This window comes from Flavobacterium shii (assembly GCF_025847235.1).
Taxonomy (GTDB): domain Bacteria; phylum Bacteroidota; class Bacteroidia; order Flavobacteriales; family Flavobacteriaceae; genus Flavobacterium; species Flavobacterium shii.
This window is the reverse complement of the sequence record NZ_JAOZEW010000002.1, coordinates 21222-43279: the sequence shown is the minus strand read 5'-3', so window position 1 is coordinate 43279 and position 22058 is coordinate 21222. Positions and strand designations below refer to the sequence as shown.

Below are 22058 nucleotides of genomic sequence, written 5' to 3'. Positions count from 1 at the left end.
ACTAAAAAAATACAAAGTGAACTTTTCTCAATACACCAAAGAATTTTCTTATAATTTAAAACTTGCATATCCAATAATCTTAGGAATGGTTGGACATACCCTTATCGGTATAGTCGATAATATCATGGTAGGTAAACTAGGAAGTACAGAGTTGGCAGCAGTTTCATTAGGAAATAGCATGATTTTTATTGCAATGTCCTTAGGAATCGGGTTTTCAACTGCGATTACTCCAATAGTTGCCGAAGGAGACGCAGAGAAAAATGACGGCAAAATTCGGTCGGCATTTCATCATGGTTTGTTTTTGTGTATTATTTTAGGATTAATGCTTTTTGGAGTAATTGTTTTGGCAAAGCCAATAATGGAATTACTACAACAACCTGCCGATGTAATTGCAATAGCCAAGCCATATCTGGATTGGGTTGCTTTCTCGTTGATCCCTTTAATTATGTATCAGGGATATAAGCAATTTGCCGATGGACTTTCGCTTACAAAATATTCGATGTATGCTATGATTATGGCCAATGTGCTGCATGTAGGTATAAATTATTTATTGATTTATGGAATTTGGATTTTTCCAAAGATGGGAATTATTGGAGCAGCTCTTGGAACAGTAATTTCAAGAATATTTTTGGTAATGTTCATGCATATTATGCTATCAAGACGAAATGATTTAAAGCGTTACTTCCAGAATTTTAGTTTTGATGAAATCAAAAAAGAAACAATCAAGAAAATAATAAGCATAGGATTTCCGTCGGCTATGCAAATGCTTTTTGAAGTAGTCTTGTTTACAGCTTCAATCTGGCTTTGTGGTAATATTGGTAAAACCAGTCAGGCAGCAAATCAAATTGCTTTGAGTCTGGCTTCGATGACCTTTATGTTTGCTATGGGCTTAAGTGTAACTTCTATGATTAGAGTTAGTAATCAAAGAGGGTTGAATGATTATAAAAACTTAATTATTGTTGCACGTTCAATCTTTTTGCTTGCAATCATAATCGAAACTGTTTTTGCTATTCTGTTTGTAGCTTTTCATAATTTTTTACCTCATATCTTTTTAAATATGGAAAATGGAGGACAACTTCTGGATAATAACGAAGTAATAAGTATTGCATCAAAATTACTTTTAATAGCAGCTGTTTTTCAAATTTCAGATGGAATACAGGTTGTTGTTCTAGGAGCTTTACGTGGATTGCAAGATGTAAAAGTCCCAATGTACATTACATTTGTAGCCTATTGGGTTATAGGTTTTCCTATTTCATATTATTTAGCCGAATATACCGAATTAAAAGCGCAAGGAGTTTGGATAGGACTTTTGGCAGGATTAACAGCGGCTGCCGTATTTTTGTATATTCGTTTTCATTACCTGACAAAAAAATTAATCAATAATTCAGTTTCAAATTCTTAAATTTGGAGCATAAAAAATAATAAGTACAGATTTTACTGATTAACACAGGTTGTTTTAGAAATCTTTGTAATCAGTGACTCGAGATTGAAAATCGAACAGACGAAGTAAATCTGTGATAAAAAAATTCGCTTAGCGGATAAAACAAAAAATAAAATAAAACAAAAAATAAAATGGAATTACCTAAATTTTTACTTGGCGACAATACTGATTTTCCAGATGATATCTTCATTATTCATCTTGATTATCCAAGATTTATCATAAATTTAAAAGACGATGAGGTTGAGTTTATGGAAGAAGCTGAAGATCTTGATGAGGCCGAATTAAATGCCGAAATGGAAGGGTTAATTGTCCTTGCCAATGAGTTTTATGATCGAGAGATAAAACTTTACGAAGAGTAGAGATACGCCACCGTGTGTCTATATGGTATGCCCCAAAACCAAAAAAATATTTAAATCTTTCTAATGAAAAAATTCGCGTTTTTAAAACCTATTTTTAATTTCATAGCAATTGGATTGCTGATAACTACATTAAGTCGAATATTTTTATTTTTTTTATTCAAGGAAAGAGTAGTTGAAACTCAGGATTTCTGGTATATTTTCCCAATTGGGTTACGAATGGATTTGATATTACTGTGCTATATGTCTTTTCTTCCAGCACTTTTAATCACTTTCCTACCTAATAATTGTATCAAAATCACAAATAAATTTCTGGTATTTTATAGTTTCTTGTTTCTGTTTTTGATCCTGTTTGTAGAATTGGCAACACCAGATTTTATAAAACAATACGATACGCGCCCAAACAAAATATTTTTGGATTATTTGATATATCCAAAAGAAGTTGTAGGGATGCTTTTAAAAAGTTATTTAGTTTCTATAATTGTTACTTTTTTAATTCTAGGAGTTGTATTATATCTTGCATTTAAAAAAGGAAAAAAATATTTCCATACACATCCAGCAGACTATAAATTCAAATTAATTGTATTTCCGTTTCTAGCTTTTCTATTGTTTTTTGGAGCCCGTTCAAGTCTTACTTCAAAGCGACCAATAAATGCTAGTAACGCTGTTTTTTCCACAGATCAGCTAACGAATACCTTAGGATTAAATTCATTTTATACAGTTGCTTTTGCTGCGTATTCAATCAAAAATGAAGGAAATACGAAGATGTATGGTAAGATGGAAGAAGCAGAGGCTATTGCTCGTGTAAAAAAATACATGACAGTAAATCCAAATGATTTTACTGATCCGGAAATTCCATTTTTACATATTCAGAACCCTGATACACTTTTAAAAAGACCTTATAATTTGGTTATATTTTTACAAGAGAGTTTAGGAGCAGAGTATGTTGGAATTTTAGGAGGAAAACCATTAACTCCAGAGTTTGATAAACTTTCAAAAGAAGGATTACTTTTTACCAACTTATATTGTACAGGAACACGTAGCGTACGTGGGATAGAAGCTGTTGTTACAGGATTCCTGCCTTCACCTTCAGAAAGTGTAGTGAAATTAGGAAACTCACAACAAGGATTTTTTACTTTGGCAGATGCCTTAAAAAGAAAAGGATACGAGACTAGTTTTATTTACGGAGGGATGGCCAATTTTGATAATATGGCTTCTTTCTTTAATGGGAATGGATTTCAAGACATAGTAGATCAGGAAGATTTTGATGCCGATGGGAATAAATATGCATTTAAAGGAACCTGGGGTTATTCTGATGAAGATTTGGTTGTAAAAGCAAACAATTATTTTAAAGCCAAAGGAGATAAACCATTCTTCTCCTTAATGTTTTCTACTTCTAATCACGAGCCATTCGAGTATCCGGAAGGAAGAATCAAACCTTATGATAAGAAAGCTGCTACGGTTAATAATGCTATGAAATATGCCGATTTTTCGATTGGTAAATTCTTTGAAATGGCTAAAAAAGAACCTTACTATAAGAATACTATTTTTATCGTAATTGCAGATCACAATACAAGAACTTACGGAAAGAATTTAGTGCCTATAAACAAATTTCATATCCCTGCTTTAATAATGGGACCAGGTGTTCCTAAAGGCAAAGCATATGATAAATTGGCGAGCCAGATTGATATTCCACCTACATTGTTAAGTTACATCGGTGCACAGTTTGAAACGCCAATGATAGGGAGAAATCTAACTAAAATTGGACCAGACGTAAAAGGAAGATCTATTATGCAATTTAATGACATCAATGCATTTAGAGTAGAGAATAAGGTGGTAATCATGCAGCCAAATTTAAAACCATTGCAGTTTGAAATTAAAAATGACACTACTTTAGTTCCGGTTAAACTAGATGAAGAACTTGCAAAAGATGCTTTGGCACATGTAGTAACAGCAGGAAATTTATATAAAGAGAATAAATATAAGCTTAGAAAAAAATAGGTACAGAGGAACGAAGGTACAGAGTAGAAAACCTATGAACCTTTGTTCCTTTCAACCTTTTTTATATAATTCCAACAAAATAGTAGCAGCTGCAAAAGGTGATATTTCATCATTTTGCACTGCTTTTTTGTTTTTATCAAGTTCGGCTATAATTTCAGGATGATTGTAGAAGTTCGTTTTTAATTGCTCATTGATAGTTTCCATCATCCAGAACTGGTTTTGTTCTTTTCTTTTTTCCTGAAAATAAAGACTGTTTTTAGCCATTTTAAAATAATCAAGAATAGTTTGCCAAACTTCTGGAATTCCTTCGTGAGTAATGGCGCTACAAGTCGTTACGGTGGGTTGCCATCCCGATTTTTTGGCAGGAAATAAATGCAAAGCTCTATTAAACTCTGTTTTGGCTAATCTTGCTTTTTTTATATTATCTCCATCGGCTTTGTTAATGACAATTGCATCTGCCATTTCCATAATGCCCCTTTTAATACCTTGTAGCTCATCGCCAGCGCCAGCAATTTTTAGTAATAAGAAAAAATCAACCATACTGTGAACAGCGGTTTCGCTTTGTCCAACGCCTACGGTTTCAATTAGTATCGTGTCAAATCCTGCTGCTTCGCAAAGTATAATGGTTTCTCTGGTTTTACGGGCAACACCACCAAGAGTTTCTCCAGATGCACTTGGTCTTATAAAAGCATTTTCGTCTTTAACCAATTCTTCCATTCGGGTTTTATCACCCAGAATACTTCCGTGAGAGAAAGAACTACTTGGATCAACTGCCAAGACAGCTAGTTTTTTGCCTAATCCTGTGAGTTGTTTTCCAAAGGCTTCAATAAAAGTACTTTTTCCAACTCCGGGAACGCCAGTAATTCCTATCCGAACCGATTTATTGGCATGAGGAAGGCAGGCATTAATTATCTCATTGGCTTTAGCCAAATGATTCGGATTAGTGCTTTCTATAAGTGTAATAGCTCTGCTTAGTGCAGTAATGTTTCCTGCTAAAATACCAGAAACTAATTCTTGAGCAGAAGGTTGAATCCGTCTGAAACGCAGAATTTGCTCAATTGATGCTCCACTGGTAATTTCAGGTTGTGAAATTCCAGGCTTTTCATTTAAACTGCTTCCTTGTTTTTTATGTGTAGACAAACTCTTTACTTTTGAAAGGTAAAAGTAATCAAAACAAAAACAGTTTCAAAAGTAGAAAATTGCTTTCGAAACTGTTTTTTGTGAATTTGTTCGGTATTACTGGGATTAATAAGCTGCAGTAAAACGAACTTGATGGTGTTTTGGGGTTTCAGCTTCATCGGCAATAACAACCGCCAAATCTTCTACAGATAAAATGCTTTTTTGATCTTCATCAAAAACAGGATTGTCTAATCCTAAGCGGTATTTAGCAGTTCTACCAGTTGTAATTCCAGGATGCATTTCGAAAGCTGGACTAAAAAATACCCAATCTAAATCTTTTTCTTCTTTCAAGATGTTTAAATAATCTCTTGCTGCCGATGCACCTGCGTGGTATTCTTTTGGGAAATCTGGGGTATCTACAGCTTGTAAATTTGGTGCAACAAATAAACTTCCTGCACCACCGATAGTGATAAAGCGTTTTACGCCTGATTTTTTTACAGCCTCCTGAATAGATTTTGAACCTGCAATAAAATCATCATAAAGATTTGGATTTGTCCATCCTGCATTATAAGCGCTAATTACAAGGTCATTTCCTTTTAGTATTGTTGCCAATGCATCTGTATTAAGAATATCTGCCGATACCCATTTTACACCGCTAGTTTCTTTAGGGTTTCTTGCAATTGCAGTGATTTCATGATTGCGATTGGCTAATTCTTTTGAGATTGTAGAGCCTACAAAACCTGTAGCTCCGATGATTGCGATTTTCATAATATATAATTTAATTAGTAATAAAAAATGTTACAGTTTTGTGTAAAAAAATAGATCTAAAATTGATTAGAGAAATCTTCTAATGTGATTGTACTTAATTGTGCATTTATTTTCTCATTAATATCTAAGTATAAAAAATCTAAATTCTCATTTATTCTTTTGCCTACAGGACAATCTGGATTAGGTTGATTTTTGGCATAACCTAGACTAACGGTATCAAAAGTCATTTTGAAAATGTCATGTAAAGTAATTTCTGATGCTGGTTTTAATAATCTGGTACCACCATTTTTACCTTCTTTACTCTCTACAATATGATTTTTCTTCAGGTTAGAAATTTCCTTTCTTACCAAAACAGGATTCAAATTAATACTACCCGCAATATATTCCGATGATAAATAATCATTCGGGAATTTAGAGAGTAACGTGAGAATATGTGTTGTTATGGCAAACTTACCTGAAATCATACTGTAATAAAATATGTTACAAATTTATGGGTTTATATTGAACTGACAAAATAATTTACTTTAAAATTAAATAATTTAAGAAAATATTAAGTGCTATTTTTGTTTTTTATTCAAGATGAGCAACTTTATTTTAATTTTTGTTTTTATTACTACGGGACTTATATTGCAAAATATCAAGGGTTTTCCGGTACATATCTACAAAACGTTAAACAAACTCGTAATTTATTTATGTCTTCCGGCTTTGGCTTTATTTTTTATTCCAAAGATAAAATGGAGTAACGAATTGTTGTTTCCTATAGGTGCGGCATGGATTGCTTTTATAGTTGCATTTTTTCTTTTTTCTATTTTAGGTAAAAAATACGGTTGGTCAAATAAATTAATAGGATGCTTGATCCTTACAACGGGATTGAGTAATACATCATTTTTGGGTTATCCTATAATCGAGGCTTTATATGGAAAGGAAGGGGTAAAAACAGCTATTTTGGTAGATCAGCCAGGATCATTTGTTGTGATTTCAACCTTGGGTGTTTTTGTGGCCGCATTTTATTCCAAAGGAAGCCCCGATTCACTTGCAATTGCAAAGAAGATAGTATGTTTTCCTCCTTTTATCACGTTTGTAGTGGCTTGTTTTATGAACGTTTTTAATTATGATTTTGATGTAAATCTTCAGTTTGTGTTTCAAAAATTAGGCAGTTTAGTTACGCCACTTGCATTACTCTCGGTAGGTTTGCAACTTCGTTTTGAAAAAAATAGTAAGCATTGGAAGTTTTTAACATTAGGCTTGTTTTTCAAACTCATCATTACGCCATTATTGTTTTTGGTATTATATGTTTTTATTCTAAAACAGAATTCTTCGGTAATTAAGGTGACTATTATGGAAATGGCTATGGCACCTATGATTACGGGAAGTATTTTGGCATCAACATATGGTTTAAAACCTCGATTGAGTAGTATGATGATAGGTTTTGGAATCCCCATTTCGTTTATCACACTTGTAGTTTGGTATTTTATTATGAGTTTTATTTAGTTTATATATTAATTTTTAGTCAATTTTATTATGAGTTCGTCCAGTAATACAGCTACAATCGATGGTAAAGTTTTAGTTCAAAAAACAGTTTATTCCGTATTATTTTCAATAGCATTTGCTCATTTACTTAATGATTTAATGCAAGCAGTAATTCCTGCTACTTATCCTATTTTAAAGGCTAATTTTAATCTAAATTTCACAGAAATAGGGTTAATCACTTTTGTTTTTCAGCTTACAGCATCTTTATTACAGCCTTTTGTTGGATTTTATACAGATAAGAAACCAATGCCATATTCATTAGTAATTGGTATGATATTTACCATTGCAGGATTATGTTTATTGTCAATATCTCATGCGTTTTGGATGTTACTAGTGTCAGTTGGTTTAGTTGGTATCGGTTCATCGATATTTCATCCGGAAGCATCCAGAGTAGCTTTTTTAGGATCAGGAGGAAAGCGTGGTTTGGCACAATCTATTTTTCAATTAGGAGGAAACGCAGGTAGTGCAATAGGACCATTATTAGTTGCTTTAATAGTTGCTCCTTTTGGACAATCACATATAGTTTGGTTTGTGATTGCAGGAATACTGGGTATTCTTATTTTGTCAAGAATTGCTGTTTGGTATGAAAATCATATGAACTTGCGTGCTGCCAATAAAATAAATTTTGAAGAGACGACAGTCCCTTTGTCAAATAGAAAAATAACGATTTCGATTATCGTTCTGTTATTGCTTATCTTTTCTAAGTTTTTCTATATGGCTAGTATGTCTAGTTATTTTACTTTTTATTTGATAGATAAATTTGGGATGAGTATTCAGGATTCTCAGTTTTATTTATTCATTTTCTTAGCATCTGTTGCGGCTGGAACATTAATTGGGGGTCCATTAGGAGATCGCTTTGGTAGAAAGTATATCATTTGGATTTCAATACTTGGGGCTGCACCTTTTACATTATTATTGCCTTATGCTAATTTATTTTGGACAGGAATACTATCGGTAATAATAGGTATTGTAATTGCTTCTGCATTTTCGGCTATTTTGGTTTTTGCACAGGAATTAAAACCTGGTAAAGTCGGAATGATTTCGGGATTGTTCTTCGGGTTTGCTTTTGGAATGGGAGGATTAGGTTCGGCAGTTTTAGGATATGTAGCCGATCAGACTAGTATTGAATATGTATTTAAAATAAGTTCCTATTTACCTTTAATTGGAGTTCTTACTTATTTCTTGCCTAATATTAAAAAGAAAGCATAATTCTATCAAGTCTATCAACTTTATGATTTTTTTATAAGGGTAGATGTTTTCCTTGTACTTTTTTTACTTATTTTTAAATAAAATTTTAAATAAATACTCATGGCAACACTACGATTAGGAGATATAGCTCCAGATTTTGAAGCAGATACAACTCAAGGAACAATTAAATTTCATGAATGGTTAGGAGATTCTTGGGGTGTGTTATTTTCTCATCCTTCAGATTTTACCCCAGTTTGTACTACAGAGTTAGGAACTGTGGCTAACTATTACCCGGAATTTGTAAAAAGAAACACAAAGGTTATTGCTCTAAGTGTTGATGGTTTGGAGTCGCATTTAGAATGGATTAAAGATATAAACGAGACTCAGAATACAACTGTAAATTATCCTATAATTGCTGACGATGATAAAAAAGTTGCTAATTTGTATGATATGTTACATCCAAATGCTAGTGATAAATTTACAGTTCGTTCGGTTTTTGTTATCGGAAATGATAAGAAAATAAAGCTAACATTGACTTATCCAGCTTCTACGGGAAGGAATTTTGATGAACTACTTCGTGTAATCGATAGTTTGCAATTAACAGCAAATTATAGTGTTGCAACACCTGCAAACTGGAAAGATGGTGATGATGTGGTAATCTCTCCGGCTATTCCGGATAGTGATATTGCAGCCAAGTTTCCAAAAGGGTATAATCGTGTAAAACCATACTTAAGAATCACTCCTCAGCCTAATAAATAGGAGAATTTCTAAATATTTGAAATAAAAAAAAGGTATAATTCACATGAGGGCACTGAAAAAGTACTTCGAATGAGTAAAATGGGAATAATCAAAAAAGGTCGAAAACACTATGTTTTCGACCTTTTTTAATTATTATAAAGCCTTTTTAGTCGCAGAAAGTCAAATTTGACTAAAAAAGAATTTAAAAAAAATCAAAGCCTTATTTAATCGCTTTTTTTGAGGTTTTTCAGAAAGGTAGACTTTTTCAGTGCCCTCATGTGAATTATACCTTTTTTATGTTTTATACTTTTTTTACGAACTGCTTCATCCTTTTTTTATCGCCAACAACCCAAATTATATCATCTTTTTCTAATGTTAAATTGGATTCTGGATTTAAGATTCTTTTTCCGTTTCTTTCAATTCCTACGACCAAAGCATTAGTTTTTCTTCGAAATTCACTAACACTCTTTTGAAGAAATTCACTATCTGCTAATTCCAGCTGGCGTAAAACAATCTCTGATTCTTCGACTGCTTTAGGGATTTCGATATCATTCTTGTTCAGATACTCTGTAAACTCATTTATCTGAGCATCTGTACCAATTACGCATATTTCATCTCCTGGAAATAAACGTTCTGTTTTGGTTGGAATTTGTATGGTAATATCTCCTCGTTTTATAAATGCAATATTGATTCCTAATTGTTCTCTAATCTTTAACTCTTCCAGTGTTTTACCGGCAAGATTAGATTCTTTGGCAATTTCAAATATAGACATGTGACCATCCCAAGGTGTTAAATTGGCATATTTTCTATCTATTTTGGTTGTTTCACGATCGTTAAGATTCTTTAAGAAATGATTCTCAATTCGATGGTATTGTTCGTTCAGCTTTTTCGGGAAAAATTGATACGCTGCAATTGCAATAATCAATGCTATAAAAGCAACCAAAGGAGAGAAGAAAATGTTTAACAGGAATCCTACATAAAATAATCCTAACGCAATACGGATTAAAATCATCATCATGATGGGGCCACGGTATTTTCTTTCTTCCCATAAAATTTCGACTTCATTAACGGCTATACGTCTTAAGGAAAGTGCCCATAAAAATGGAGCAATAACTACAAGAGTAAGAAGTGCAGCAAGCGTGTTTCCAAATCTGGTATCTTCAACCAATGGAGCTACAAACTTAGAAGAAAGTATGATCGCAGCCGTTATTATTATGGTATGCAATACGATTTGGGTAATATAGGAACGTAGTACAATTTGCCATACACTAACCGATTTTATGGCTTGGGCATTCACACTATAACGATTAATGTTTTTAACCCATTTGCGAGGCAATTTCTTCTCTAAATACTCCGAAAAAGGATCAGAAAATTTTATAAGGAACGGAGTTGTAAATGTAGTTATGGCAGATACTGCTACAACAATTGGGTATAAAAAGTCACTAGTAACCTTTAATGTCATACCTAATGTTGCAATAATAAATGAGAACTCGCCAATTTGTGCCAAACTCATTCCGGTTTGAATAGATTGTTTAAGAGGTTGTCCGGATAATAAAGCCCCAATTGTAGAGCTTGTTGCTTTTCCAAATATGGTGATTAAGGTTATAATCGCAACAGGAATAGCATAAGTTATTAAAGTTTGAGGATTGATAAGCATACCTACAGATACGAAAAAGATGGCTCCAAATAAATCCTTTACAGGTTGAATAAGATGCTCTATTTTTTCGGCTTGCGTAGTTTCTGCAAGAATAGATCCCATGATGAATGCTCCCAAAGCAGGAGAGAAACCAACATTGGCAGCTAGAATAACCATCATTAAACAAAGTGCCAATGAGATAATAAGCAACATTTCATCGGTTAAGAGGTGTTTTGCTTTCTTTAAGAATGTAGGGATTATAAATATTCCTCCTAAAAACCAAATGATTAAAAAGAAGACAAGTTTTAATACAGATTGTAGTAAGGCAGTACCCGAAAATTGATCACTTACGGCTACTGTAGATAATAAAACCAACATTAAGATTGCCACAATATCTTCGACGATTAATGCACCAAAGACAATTCCAACGAACTTTTTTCCCTTGACACCAAGTTCATCAAAGGCTCGTATAATAATGGTTGTAGATGAAATAGAGAGTGTTGCTCCCAGGAAAAGACTATCCATTTTGCCCCAACCAATCCATTGCCCTACCATATATCCAATGATAGTCATACTCAGGATTTGTGTTATGGCTGTAATAGAGGCAGTTCCGCCCACTTTCATTAGCTTCTTAAAACTAAATTCGAGTCCTAAACTGAATAATAGAAATATCACACCAATCTCGGCCCAAACTTCAACACTTTTATTATCGGTTACAGAAGGAAAAAAATCGATATGATTTCCTGCCAAAAAACCTGCGATTAGATAGCCCAGAACCAAAGGCTGTTTTAGTTTTTTAAAGATTAGCACAGCTATTCCAGCTGTCATTAGGATTAATCCCAAATCGCTAATTATTGGTTCTAAATGTTGGGCGGCATGTGTTACTGTTTCAGTTGGACTCATAGGCATATACTTTTTTGCATTTATTTTTGAATTGTTGTAAGGTATTAAAAAATAAAAAAAGATGAAAGTAATGAGATTTCTAAATGTGAAATTTATGATAATTTTATAATAATAAAATCCCGTTATCTATAGTAAATATACTTATAAATAACGGGATTTTTATGTGAAAATCAGTGACTTAGATTCCTAAAAAGTTGCTAGGAGTGATTTTCAGCAGTTCAGATTTAATTTCTTCCGAAACATCCAGAGTTGCGATGAAACTATGAATTGCATTTTTATCAATTGCTTCGTTTGTTCTGGTTAATCCTTTCAATGCTTCGTAAGGATTTGGATAAGCCTCACGACGTAGAATTGTTTGGATTGCCTCTGCAACAACCGCCCAGTTTTTCTCTAAATCCTCATGGAATTTAGATTCATTTAAAAGCAGTTTATTTAATCCTTTTAATGTTGCCTCAAATGCGATAATTGTATGACCAATAGGTACTCCAACGTTTCTTAAAACAGTACTATCTGTTAAGTCACGTTGCAATCTTGAGATTGGTAATTTAGCCGAAAGATGTTCGAATATTGCATTTGCTATTCCTAAATTTCCTTCAGAATTTTCAAAATCAATCGGGTTAACTTTATGTGGCATAGCCGATGAACCTATTTCACCCGCTTTGATCTTTTGTTTGAAATATTCCATTGAAACATACGTCCAAATATCTCTGTCTAAATCAATGATTATATTGTTGATTCTTTTTAAAGCATCAAAGAATGCTGCAAAATGATCGTAATGTTCGATTTGTGTAGTTGGAAAAGAGTGGTGTAATCCAAGAATGTTTTCTACAAAATTACTACCAAATTTTTTCCAGTCAATTTGAGGATAAGCAACATGATGTGCATTGTAATTTCCTGTTGCTCCACCAAATTTTGCAGCAAATGGGATATTAAACAACAAACGCATTTGCTCTTCGATACGTTCTACAAAAACGCCAATTTCTTTACCTAAACGAGTAGGAGAGGCAGGTTGTCCGTGAGTACGTGCAAGCATTGGGATATCTTTCCATTCTACGCTTAATTCTTTTAACTTTGATGTAAGTGTAATTAATGAAGGCATGTATACTCTTTCAAAAGCTTCTTTTGTTGAAAGAGGAATTGCTGTATTATTGATATCCTGAGAAGTCAATCCAAAATGTATGAACTCTTTATATTCTGATAAACCTAGTTTTTCGAAAGCATCTTTTATAAAATATTCAACCGCTTTTACATCGTGATTGGTTACTTTTTCGGTTTCTTTTATCCAAAGAGCATCCTCGGTAGAGAAGTTTTTATAGATGTTACGTAAACTTTCGAATAGGTTTGGATTTACGCTTGCAAGCTGTGGCAATGGCACTTCGCATAAAGCAATAAAGTATTCAACTTCAATCAATACCCGGTATTTAATTAGCGCTTCTTCAGAAAAAAATGGGGCTAATGAAAGGGTTTTGTTTCTATATCTTCCGTCAATTGGCGATATGGCATTCAATTCGTTTAAAGTAGTCATTGTTGTGTTGTTAATTTTGAAAGATGCAAATGTAAGTTATTGTTAAAACTTCTGAAAGTTAGTTGCTAGTTATTATACGCTACAGAACAATTTTAAATGATTGTTTTAAAAATTTTGTCCCAAATAGTAAAGTAAAAACCAAAATTATGAGATTCATTTTTATGATGATTTGAATGGAATTGGGTTGTCGAAATCCATTTTGTGACAACATTTACATTCCAGAACTTAGGATAAATGTCTTTATTTAAATGGCCTAATATTCCATACGATAAATTCAGAATTAAATATAGTATTATGCTTACACAGTTAAATTCCAATATTGAAATTATAATAAGCCAAATAGTTCCAAAACCTAAAGTTTCAATCGGATTAAGAACGAATAAACTATAAACATTTGTTTCTATGTGTGTGTGATGTAATTGGTGAATAGGACGAAACCATGTTAATTTGTGTGCTAGGAAATGAAAGCAAAACATAAAGAAATCCATTAAGAAAATCAGTAAAAGAGTATCAAATACTATCGTGAAAAATGAGGTCGAGAAGTTTATTTTAATAATTTGATATTGGTATAATTTATATCCTATTATAGTTACTATCGTATTGCATATTAAGGTACTGATGACCCATTTTATATCCGATTGCTTAATTTTTGTAATATTGGGTTCAATTAATTTTCCAATAAGAATTGCCAAAAGCATCAGTAATAAATTTTCGATAAGGAAAAATACAGTGATAGTAAATAAGTCGTAATAAGATAATAAGTTAAGCCATTTTTCCAGTATCATATATTTACAGGTTTATAGTGTTCTATCTATTATCTCAATCAGTTTTGTTTTTAAGATTTCCATTCCTTTTGAGGCAACTTCGGGAATGATCTCGATTTTATTTCTCAGATTAGCAATTTTAATAGGTTTTGGATCAATATAAAAAAGCGGTGCGTTTGCAGGAGTATAAGAAATTAATCCTGCGGCAGGATATACTTGCAATGAAGTTCCTATTACTGCAAAATAATCGGCTTGCTCTGCAATTTCAATTGCTTCTTCGAGGGCAGGAACTTCTTCGCCAAACCAAACAATATGTGGGCGTAGCTGATTTCCGTTTTTATCTAAATGGGTCATGAATAAATCATCATTCCAATCCAGAATATAATTCATATCCTGAGTACTTCTAACTTTTAATAATTCACCATGCAAATGTAAAACGTTGGTACTTCCGGCACGTTCGTGCAAATCATCAACGTTTTGGGTTATAATATGTACATCAAAATATTTCTCTAATTCAGCTAAAATTAAATGCCCGGAATTTGGAGAAACTTCTTTTAGTTGTTTGCGTCTTTGGTTGTAAAAATCAAGAACCAATTCAGGATTTTTATACCAACCTTCTGGCGTTGCCACATCCATAACATTATGTCCTTCCCAAAGACCATCGCTATCGCGGAAGGTTTTAATACCACTTTCGGCACTAATTCCTGCGCCAGTTAAAACCACCAGTTTCTTTTTCATTTTGATTATTTCTAAAAAAATAAAAATAGTCAATTTTAGCTTAAAACCAGCTTTAGATACTTGTTAAAATGATTTTGTTAAAACGATACTTTTTTTATTATTTTTACAAGTAACAATTACCAAAATAAGGATTTAGGTTACTGTTGTTTTGTAAATAATGGTTTAAATAATGATAATTTTTAAATGATATTAATACAGTTTACAGGTTTGTCTGGTTCAGGTAAAACTACATTGGCACAAAATGTAGGGCATTTGTTAACTAGAAGAGGATTTAGTGTTGAAATAATTGATGGCGATGTTTATCGAAAAACGTTATGTAAAGATCTGGGATTTTCGAAAGAAGACAGATGCGAAAACGTTAAACGTCTTTTTAATGTAGGTCAGGATTTTGTTAGATTAAAAACTATTGTTTTAATGTCGGTAATAAATCCTTACGAAGATTTAAGAAATGAGATAGGTCAACATGAATTCGTTAAAACTGTATTTCTAAATTGTTCGATTGATAATCTCATAAAAAGAGATCCAAAAGGGTTGTATAAAAAAGCATTATTGCCGGATAGTGATAGTAATAAGATCAATAATTTTACAGGAATAAGTGATGTTTTTGAAATTCCTCTAAAAGCAGATTTAATACTAAAAACAGATTTAGAATCTGTATCAGTTTCAACCGATAAACTTTATTCTTTTATCATGGAAAATATTCCGGATGCTACTGTTTAACTGGTATCCAGAATGTCTTTTGGAGTAATTTTTTAAATAACATTTTACTTTACGTACTTCATAATAAACTGTTTTTATAGTTTGTACTTTGCAAAATGTATATATTTAGGATGTAAAAAACAATATAGAAACTTATAGTAGGTTTATAAGAAAAATAAATTTTATAGAATGGAAAACTCAGCTCATCCACTTTTAAATTGGATTCCCTATAAGTTAGTCGAAACAGATAATGATGTATATTTTGAATGGATTTATCTGGATGATAAAAGGTATATAGATCCTTTTTTTGATGAAACCATTATAAAATGTAAAGGTCATTATAACAATTCAACAGGATATAAAGTTGTAAGTACTGTAGAGAATCTTATAGAATGGTCGGCAGGATTAGTTTCGGCAGAGTTAAAGTCGTTATTATTTCATGTATCCCGGTGTGGCTCTACGATGATGAGTCAGTCTTTATCGGTTTCACCACAAAATATAGTAATTTCCGAAGCCCCAATTATCGATCAGATTTTAAGAAGCGATGCCTTTAATTTTGATAAAAAGGGAGTGCTTATTAAATCTGTACTATCATTATTGGGACAAAAGAGATTTTTGGAAGAGAAGAATTTAATTGTAAAACTAGATTCGTGGCATATATTTCAGGTTAATCAATTACGATTAATTTTTCCTGAGTTACCTTTTGGCTTGCTTTATAGAAATCCAGCAGAAGTATTAAAATCTCATGCACAGTTAAAGGGAATGCATATGGTACCTAATTTGTTGCCTTCGTCTGTTTTCGGGATTAGTGCTCAAGAGATTGAGGTTATTTCTTTTCAGCAATATGGAGCGGTAGTTTTGGAGAAATACTTTCAGGCATATCTTGATTTTTATGCAAAAGATCACAACGTTTCCATGTATAACTATAAAGAGGGGATGAAATACATTTTGGAAAGATATTTATCTTTTATCAATGCAGATTATTCTGTTGAAGAAATTGATAGGATGTGCGAACGCTTAAATAGGTATTCTAAAAATGGGAATACTGTTTTTAAAGGTGATTCTTATGCAAATGATATCTTGGCAATTGATCTGACTAAGGCGAATAATTTATATAAAAAATTAGATGTAAGTTTAGCCGAATTGGTTGATAAAAATTAAACCATTTTTCTGTGCTTTTGCCAAATAGAAATTAAAAGCTATCTGTTTTTCATCGTTTTAATTGTACTCTTTTTAGTATTTTTGCGGCAAATAAATACCAAAATGATTAATATAGATTACCTTAATTTTCTTGAAAATATCCTAACCGAAAATAGAAAGAGCAAGTTTTTAAAAGTTCTTGAAAATCGTACAAAGCATTTTACTATTGTTGTCGAGGATATTTTTCAGATGCACAATACAAGTGCAGTAATGCGTAGTTGTGAAGTTTTTGGAATTCAGGAACTTAATGTTATCGAGCAACGTTACGGTAAAAGTATAGATAAGGAAATTGCGATGGGAGCCCAAAAATGGGTTGATATTAATACATTCGATAGTATTACGAATTGTGTAGATACATTAAAGAATAAAGGATATCAAATTATTGCTACAACACCTCACGAAAATGATTGCTTACTTGAGGATTTCGATATTACTAAACCAAGTGCCTTATTTTTTGGTACAGAAAGAGATGGTTTATCCGAAGAGATTTTACAAAGAGCTGATGGTTTTCTTAAAATTCCGATGGTAGGTTTTACCGAAAGTTTGAATATCTCGGTTTCGGCAGCGATAATTATTCAGAATCTAACTAACAGATTACGAAATACTGATATTGAGTGGCAATTATCCAATGATGAAATTATGGAAAAACGTTTGGCTTGGGCCAAGAGTTCTATTAAAGATATCAAACGAATTGAAGCTCGTTATTTTGAAGAAAATCCACGATAAGTTTCTAAGTTACTAAGGAAAAAACTTAGAGCTTTAGTAACTTAGAATCTCAGTAGCTTGAAATTACTTCTTCAAAAATAAAATAAAACCTAAAATACTAACTATTAAAATGGCTAAAGCCGCCAGAACCATAGTTAGATCCCGAATGTTTTTTCCTGCCCAATCCATAAATAAAAATTTATGCAAAATGGCAAATGAGTACCCTTCTACTTTATCTCCATTTTTTATTATTGCAGCCAATCTGGAGGTTGAAGTTTCGATAAAGTAAGTTGTTTTATCCGGAGTGTCATACGCAAGTTTGATTACGGGCAATCTTTTGTTGACAAAACCATACTCTCTACTTTCAAAATCGGTTAAGACTTTTGTCTCTAATAATTTTACATTTTCTAAAGAAATTTCAGGTTCTTCATTGGTTTCTACCATTTCGCAACAGGCTGCTTTTGGAGCACCATCAGTAAAATAATACGCCAGAAATTCAGCATATTGAAGATCAGTATTTGGTGTGATTTTATTGGTTGTTGCATTGATGTAAACTACTTCAGATTTTGGATCGCCTTTTTTATCCCATTTTGAATTTGAATCTGATTTCGGTTTTTTGAATTTCTTATTTTCTTTTTCTGCCAATTGACAACGATAATAAGTGGTATTGTTTAATGTAATAATACTTGAATTTTGGAAACGATTCCAATCTAAATCCAGATTATTGTTAGGAAGAGTGATGTCTTTGATTGTAAAAGTAGGTTCATATATCATTTGAGATAATGTATATGGTTCCCATTTGGTCGTTGCATGGTATGCGCCACTAAAAGCAAAAGTTAAAGTGAAAAGCGAAATCCAAATTCCAATTTGACGGTGGTATTTTCTAAGCCCTTTTTTGGGTTGTAGGCTATCCGTTTTTTTGAATTGTTTCCACAATAAGCCATAAATTAAGATTCCGCTAAGTGCCGAGAATCCAATAATGGATAACAATAAAATCATTGTAATGATTCGGACACTGTTGTTGGTAATGGCGTCAATAAAAGACCAGTTATGGAAAGTATCGAAGAACCAAATGAATGTTTGTCTCGAGGTTGGGTTATAAGTGGCTAATTTACTTGAAGATGTTTCGACATAAACCTGCATCGCATCAGGGCGATCAAAACTTATTTTGTAAACTGGTAAATAGCGATTTACATATTTATATTGTGAGGTGAATTCGGTAATAACTTCGCTCTTTTTTACGGAGCTTTTTTGGTCATCTAAAAAATAACGCGAAAGCCATTCGGCATATTTTTGATCTCCATTGATTAGTTTTTTTGCATTTAAAGTGTCAAAATATAATAAGTCACCAGTAATGGTTTTCACTTGATAAAAAGCAGCATTATTGAAAGTTACAATTCTGAAATTTTTGAATTCAGAGATATTGTTTTTTTGTAAAACCTCCTGAATCGAATATTGTAATTCGTTTTTTGTAACTGGTTGTTGTTCTATTTTATCATGGGCGATTTCGGGTTTAAAGAAATGTGCCATAAACGGATGCATCAACCCTGATAGTGTCCAGAATATTACAGGAACAATTGTAATAAGCCCAATTGTACGGTGCCATTTGTACATGTGCTGTTTGATTTTCTTGATGATTTTCGAATCTTTCTTTTTGGAAGGATTTTTTCTTTTTATTTCTTTGCTCATTGTTAGGTTTTTTAGCCCCGATGGATCCGATATCCTTTTTTTGAGGCGTTTTTTTCGCCTCAAAAAAAGATAAAGCAGAGAGCGGGAATAGCTTCTAATAATTATTATTTTTCAGTCACAGATTTAAAGGATTAAAATGATTTTTTCATCATTAAGAAAATTTAAGTTTTATGCTTAATGAACCTTAATTTCTTAATGGTTCATTTTTTTTAAATCTGCTTTAAATACTCTTTTTAATCTGTGGTAGAAACTTTATTTATTTTTTTAATGAAAGATTGTATTGTATTCCGAATACAAAAGTTCTTGGTGCTGCTGCAGTATATGTAGGCTGAGCATCTGTTGTATTGGCTCTTGAAACATTATAGGCGTATAATTTATCGGTTAGATTGAGTACATTTCCATAGATTTCAATGCTTTTCCATTGATAGCCTATTCTTGCATTGAATAAATTATAGCCATCGTATTTTACAGTATTAATTTGGTCTTGGTAGTAACTACCTACAAGTTGCCATTCTATCGATGTTCTTAGGTTAGGGAGCCAATTTGGGTAATAACTTATTTCTGAATTTCCAGACCATTTTGGCGCTGCCGGCATTTCTTTTCCGTCTAAATTCTGAATGGGATCGCTTGGTTTATCCGAAAGCTTAAAATCGATGTAAGTATGTTGTGCATAAGTTCCTCCCGCACGAATATTGAATTGTTTGGAAGGTCTGTATGTAGCACCAAATTCAATTCCTTTATGACGTGTTTCGCCTGCCGAACGATAATCGGTTGAATTATCGGGAAGCTTTACGTTTAATAATTCATTTTTACCTTCCATATAATAGAAAGCGTAGTCAAAATTTAGTTTGTTTTCTAAAAGAGTAATCCATCCGCCAATTTCGTAATTGTTGAAAGTTGCAGGGCTTAGATTATAATAAAAATCTGCAGGAATACCTGTTGTTCCCCCTGTTCCGGGTTTGGTTCTAAAAATGGAAGTAATTCCCGGAGGCGCAAATCCTTGTGAATAATTGCCGTAAAAACCAGCAAATTCAAACGGATTGTAATTCGCTCCTGCCTTAAAAGTTGCTTTGTCATAGATTTTGCTTCCGGTAGAATTATCGAGTCCATTTTCGTAATTTACTTTCATGTTGTCATAACGACCACCAATGGTGATGATTAATTTTTCGATTGGATTAAAACTCAATTGCGCATATCCTGCCGTGTTGAAAATATCGGCTGTATAATCGGCTAGTTTAGAATCTGGATGTTCGGCAATAATTTGATAGGAATCTACGGTTTGCTTTCCTGTTTCTCCCGGGTTTAAATTTGCTTTTAAATCAATTACGTAAGACCAATAAGTGACTGGTGAGTAATCGTATAGAGCTCCAGCGACAATTTTGGTATTTAGGAAATCAAACTTTTGAGTATGCTGTCCGATGGCGCCATAACTTTTAAAGTTATTCGAATTTACTTCTCCTTTAGCAGTTGTTGGATTTACAGTAGGACTCCATCTAATTCCATAAGATGGGTTTTGTCCTAATTTATTATCGCGTAAATAACCTGTTATGTAACTACTTGAACTGTTATTCCAATCGTGTTCCAGTGTTAATCGTGTTCGTAAAGCTTCGGATTTTCTATAGGTGAAATCGGTAGTGCTTTTGTAAGTTCTATTGTTAAAAGCTTCTTCGTTGACACTTCCGCTCATATCCGAGTAATATTTTCCATACATGGTATTACTTATTAATCGGGTAGAAGGGGAGATGTTGTAATCGATTCGGGCATTTAGATTGTCTTTGTTATAATCGGAATAAGTCATCCAGCCGTTTTCTTGTAAACTTGAAATTCCTGCAATATGAAAACCGACTTTCCCTATTGTTGCTCCGCCCGCTGCTTGAAATCTTCGGTAGCCATAATTATCTGCCTGTACCCCAAATTTAAACTCAGGATCAACTGGTGGTTTTAATGAAATTAAGTTGATTGTTCCACCAACAGCTTCAGGCCCATATAATGAGGAAACGGGACCTTTTACGACTTCTATGCTTTGAAGATTAAATTGATTAATTTCTAATAGTGCGTTGTGATTGAAGATTCCCATTGGGCGAATCGGTAAACCGTCTTCCAGATATAAGTAATACGCATTTGTTGTCATTGGTTGGCGAATCGACATCATATGTTGTTCGTTACCCAAGTTTACCATTAAAACACCAGGAGTTTTATTGATGATTTCATAAACCGCTGTTGCTTTGGTTTCGTTGATTGTTTTTGCGGTTAATTTGCTTATCGCGACTGGAGTTTCTTTACGTAATGTAGCAGTACGATTGGCTGTTACGAAAATATTTTCCAGTTCTTGTGTTTTGGTAGTGTCTTGTTTCGTTGTGTTTTGCGCAAAGACACATTGCCCTATGATTAATAGGGTAAAGCATATTTTTTTCATTTTAGATTATATAAAATTTTAAAGTAACGTGTGTTTTTCCTCATCTTAAGACAAGAAAAATTATTCCAATATGAATTGAAATGTGTAACTAGAATTTATATAAAATAGGATGGAGGGTGAAAAGTAGTATTAGAAACGGAAATAGGTTTCTTGTCGAAAGAAGCAAATATTTTTGCTTTTGATTCGATTGGGGCTACTAATTTTAAATTGTTTGTGGTGGAGTTTTGAATGTAAATGACTTCTGCTTTTTCTTTCAGATTGTTTTGCATTCTTTTTTCGTTATCGGCGTATTTCTTCAAGCTTTTTTGAAGATCACATCGACCGTTACATGAATTAAAAACCATTTTGCGTTGTACACAAATAGTTTTAGATATTTCTTCCTGATTTAATTTGAATGATGTATAAACGAAAAAACTACCAAAAGAAGGTATTAAAAGCGTACAGGAAAGAAATATGATGAAAAATTGCTTCAAAGTTTATTTCGTTGTTTTCGATTGCAAAAATACATTTTATTCGTTTTGCTTTGGATGAATTTAGTCTTTTTTGCAATAAAAAATCCCCAACTACATAGTAATTGGGGATTTTTGAGTTTGTAGTCTCAATTTTAAGTTTGCAGTATTAGACTGTAAACTGCGACTGAAT

At 32.7% G+C, this 22058-nt stretch carries 19 protein-coding genes; 9 read left to right on the top strand and 10 right to left on the bottom strand.

Going from position 1 to position 22058, the window contains the following annotated elements; all coding sequences use genetic code 11:
• Window positions 1-16: 16 nt before the first annotated feature.
• The 3 genes from OIU83_RS02250 to OIU83_RS02240 all read left to right on the top strand — a co-directional run bounded on the left by OIU83_RS02250 (window position 17) and on the right by OIU83_RS02240 (window position 3798).
• Entirely contained in the window at window positions 17-1402 is a 1386-nt protein-coding gene (locus OIU83_RS02250; protein ID WP_264204657.1) for an MATE family efflux transporter, read from the top strand.
• 170 nt (window positions 1403-1572) lie between these two features.
• Window positions 1573-1800 carry a hypothetical protein gene (locus OIU83_RS02245; protein WP_129537524.1) on the top strand — a complete coding sequence of 76 codons (228 nt, stop codon included), beginning with the start codon at window positions 1573-1575 and terminating at the stop codon, window positions 1798-1800.
• A 63-nt stretch (window positions 1801-1863) separates the two neighbouring features.
• Window positions 1864-3798 (top strand): LTA synthase family protein, encoded by a 1935-nt coding sequence (locus OIU83_RS02240; RefSeq protein WP_264204656.1) that lies wholly within the window; start codon window positions 1864-1866, stop codon window positions 3796-3798.
• 51 nt (window positions 3799-3849) lie between these two features.
• Here OIU83_RS02240 and meaB read toward each other — a convergent pair whose 3' ends face one another.
• From meaB to OIU83_RS02225, 3 genes are all read right to left on the bottom strand, one after another.
• On the bottom strand, window positions 3850-4938 hold the full coding sequence (meaB, locus tag OIU83_RS02235) for a methylmalonyl Co-A mutase-associated GTPase MeaB (protein WP_264204655.1): 1089 nt from the start codon (window positions 4936-4938) through the stop codon (window positions 3850-3852).
• 105 nt (window positions 4939-5043) lie between these two features.
• A complete protein-coding gene (locus OIU83_RS02230; protein ID WP_264204654.1) occupies window positions 5044-5685 on the bottom strand; it encodes an NAD(P)-dependent oxidoreductase in 642 nt (213 codons plus the stop codon).
• Window positions 5686-5741: 56 nt separating this feature from the next.
• Window positions 5742-6149, bottom strand: a complete 408-nt coding sequence (locus OIU83_RS02225) for an Rrf2 family transcriptional regulator (protein ID WP_264204653.1) — start codon at window positions 6147-6149, stop codon at window positions 5742-5744.
• Window positions 6150-6264: 115 nt separating this feature from the next.
• Here OIU83_RS02225 and OIU83_RS02220 point away from each other — a divergent pair, with 115 nt between their 5' ends.
• The 3 genes from OIU83_RS02220 to OIU83_RS02210 all read left to right on the top strand — a co-directional run bounded on the left by OIU83_RS02220 (window position 6265) and on the right by OIU83_RS02210 (window position 9162).
• Complete coding sequence (locus tag OIU83_RS02220) at window positions 6265-7176, top strand: AEC family transporter (protein ID WP_264204652.1); 912 nt, start codon at window positions 6265-6267, stop codon at window positions 7174-7176.
• A 30-nt stretch (window positions 7177-7206) separates the two neighbouring features.
• Window positions 7207-8424 (top strand): MFS transporter, encoded by a 1218-nt coding sequence (locus tag OIU83_RS02215; RefSeq protein WP_264204651.1) that lies wholly within the window; start codon window positions 7207-7209, stop codon window positions 8422-8424.
• 99 nt (window positions 8425-8523) lie between these two features.
• Window positions 8524-9162: a peroxiredoxin gene (locus tag OIU83_RS02210; protein ID WP_264204650.1), complete on the top strand. Its 639-nt coding sequence runs from the start codon at window positions 8524-8526 to the stop codon at window positions 9160-9162.
• Window positions 9163-9442: 280 nt separating this feature from the next.
• On the opposite strand, the gene OIU83_RS02205 is transcribed toward OIU83_RS02210, so the two are convergent.
• The 4 genes from OIU83_RS02205 to OIU83_RS02190 form a co-directional block, all read right to left on the bottom strand.
• Window positions 9443-11680, bottom strand: a complete 2238-nt coding sequence (locus tag OIU83_RS02205) for a cation:proton antiporter domain-containing protein (protein WP_404827634.1) — start codon at window positions 11678-11680, stop codon at window positions 9443-9445.
• 178 nt (window positions 11681-11858) lie between these two features.
• A complete protein-coding gene (purB, locus tag OIU83_RS02200; RefSeq protein WP_264204648.1) occupies window positions 11859-13205 on the bottom strand; it encodes an adenylosuccinate lyase in 1347 nt (448 codons plus the stop codon).
• Between the two features lie 92 nt (window positions 13206-13297).
• Window positions 13298-13990, bottom strand: coding sequence for a sterol desaturase family protein (locus tag OIU83_RS02195; RefSeq protein ID WP_264204647.1), 693 nt, complete (start codon window positions 13988-13990; stop codon window positions 13298-13300).
• A gap of 12 nt (window positions 13991-14002) precedes the next feature.
• Complete coding sequence (locus tag OIU83_RS02190; RefSeq protein ID WP_264204646.1) at window positions 14003-14707, bottom strand: SIR2 family NAD-dependent protein deacylase; 705 nt, start codon at window positions 14705-14707, stop codon at window positions 14003-14005.
• A 183-nt stretch (window positions 14708-14890) separates the two neighbouring features.
• Here OIU83_RS02190 and cysC point away from each other — a divergent pair, with 183 nt between their 5' ends.
• From cysC to OIU83_RS02175, 3 genes are all read left to right on the top strand, one after another.
• Entirely contained in the window at window positions 14891-15427 is a 537-nt protein-coding gene (gene cysC / locus OIU83_RS02185) for an adenylyl-sulfate kinase (protein ID WP_264204645.1), read from the top strand.
• A gap of 168 nt (window positions 15428-15595) precedes the next feature.
• On the top strand, window positions 15596-16567 hold the full coding sequence (locus tag OIU83_RS02180) for a sulfotransferase family protein (protein WP_264204644.1): 972 nt from the start codon (window positions 15596-15598) through the stop codon (window positions 16565-16567).
• Window positions 16568-16669: 102 nt separating this feature from the next.
• Entirely contained in the window at window positions 16670-17332 is a 663-nt protein-coding gene (locus OIU83_RS02175; RefSeq protein WP_264204643.1) for a TrmH family RNA methyltransferase, read from the top strand.
• A gap of 63 nt (window positions 17333-17395) precedes the next feature.
• Here the strand turns inward: OIU83_RS02175 and OIU83_RS02170 are convergent, their stop codons facing one another.
• The 3 genes from OIU83_RS02170 to OIU83_RS02160 form a co-directional block, all read right to left on the bottom strand.
• Window positions 17396-19000: a PepSY-associated TM helix domain-containing protein gene (locus tag OIU83_RS02170; protein ID WP_264204642.1), complete on the bottom strand. Its 1605-nt coding sequence runs from the start codon at window positions 18998-19000 to the stop codon at window positions 17396-17398.
• A gap of 256 nt (window positions 19001-19256) precedes the next feature.
• Window positions 19257-21416: a TonB-dependent receptor gene (locus OIU83_RS02165; protein WP_264204641.1), complete on the bottom strand. Its 2160-nt coding sequence runs from the start codon at window positions 21414-21416 to the stop codon at window positions 19257-19259.
• Window positions 21417-21511: 95 nt separating this feature from the next.
• Window positions 21512-21889: a hypothetical protein gene (locus tag OIU83_RS02160; RefSeq protein ID WP_264204640.1), complete on the bottom strand. Its 378-nt coding sequence runs from the start codon at window positions 21887-21889 to the stop codon at window positions 21512-21514.
• Window positions 21890-22058: the final 169 nt, after the last annotated feature.

Excerpts from the sequence above, each read along its gene's own strand:
- OIU83_RS02220 (WP_264204652.1), top strand. The coding sequence starts at position 6,265 with ATGAGCAACTTTATTTTAATTTTTGTTTTTATTACTACGGGACTTATA.
- OIU83_RS02210 (WP_264204650.1), top strand. The coding sequence starts at position 8,524 with ATGGCAACACTACGATTAGGAGATATAGCTCCAGATTTTGAAGCAGAT.
- OIU83_RS02190 (WP_264204646.1), bottom strand. The coding sequence starts at position 14,707 with ATGAAAAAGAAACTGGTGGTTTTAACTGGCGCAGGAATTAGTGCCGAA.
- OIU83_RS02215 (WP_264204651.1), top strand. The coding sequence starts at position 7,207 with ATGAGTTCGTCCAGTAATACAGCTACAATCGATGGTAAAGTTTTAGTT.
- OIU83_RS02205 (WP_404827634.1), bottom strand. The coding sequence starts at position 11,680 with ATGAGTCCAACTGAAACAGTAACACATGCCGCCCAACATTTAGAACCA.
- purB (WP_264204648.1), bottom strand. The coding sequence starts at position 13,205 with ATGACTACTTTAAACGAATTGAATGCCATATCGCCAATTGACGGAAGA.
- OIU83_RS02240 (WP_264204656.1), top strand. The coding sequence starts at position 1,864 with ATGAAAAAATTCGCGTTTTTAAAACCTATTTTTAATTTCATAGCAATT.
- OIU83_RS02165 (WP_264204641.1), bottom strand. The coding sequence starts at position 21,416 with ATGAAAAAAATATGCTTTACCCTATTAATCATAGGGCAATGTGTCTTT.
- OIU83_RS02245 (WP_129537524.1), top strand. The coding sequence starts at position 1,573 with ATGGAATTACCTAAATTTTTACTTGGCGACAATACTGATTTTCCAGAT.
- OIU83_RS02175 (WP_264204643.1), top strand. The coding sequence starts at position 16,670 with ATGATTAATATAGATTACCTTAATTTTCTTGAAAATATCCTAACCGAA.
- cysC (WP_264204645.1), top strand. The coding sequence starts at position 14,891 with ATGATATTAATACAGTTTACAGGTTTGTCTGGTTCAGGTAAAACTACA.
- OIU83_RS02180 (WP_264204644.1), top strand. The coding sequence starts at position 15,596 with ATGGAAAACTCAGCTCATCCACTTTTAAATTGGATTCCCTATAAGTTA.
- OIU83_RS02225 (WP_264204653.1), bottom strand. The coding sequence starts at position 6,149 with ATGATTTCAGGTAAGTTTGCCATAACAACACATATTCTCACGTTACTC.
- OIU83_RS02170 (WP_264204642.1), bottom strand. The coding sequence starts at position 19,000 with ATGAGCAAAGAAATAAAAAGAAAAAATCCTTCCAAAAAGAAAGATTCG.
- OIU83_RS02195 (WP_264204647.1), bottom strand. The coding sequence starts at position 13,990 with ATGATACTGGAAAAATGGCTTAACTTATTATCTTATTACGACTTATTT.
- OIU83_RS02230 (WP_264204654.1), bottom strand. The coding sequence starts at position 5,685 with ATGAAAATCGCAATCATCGGAGCTACAGGTTTTGTAGGCTCTACAATC.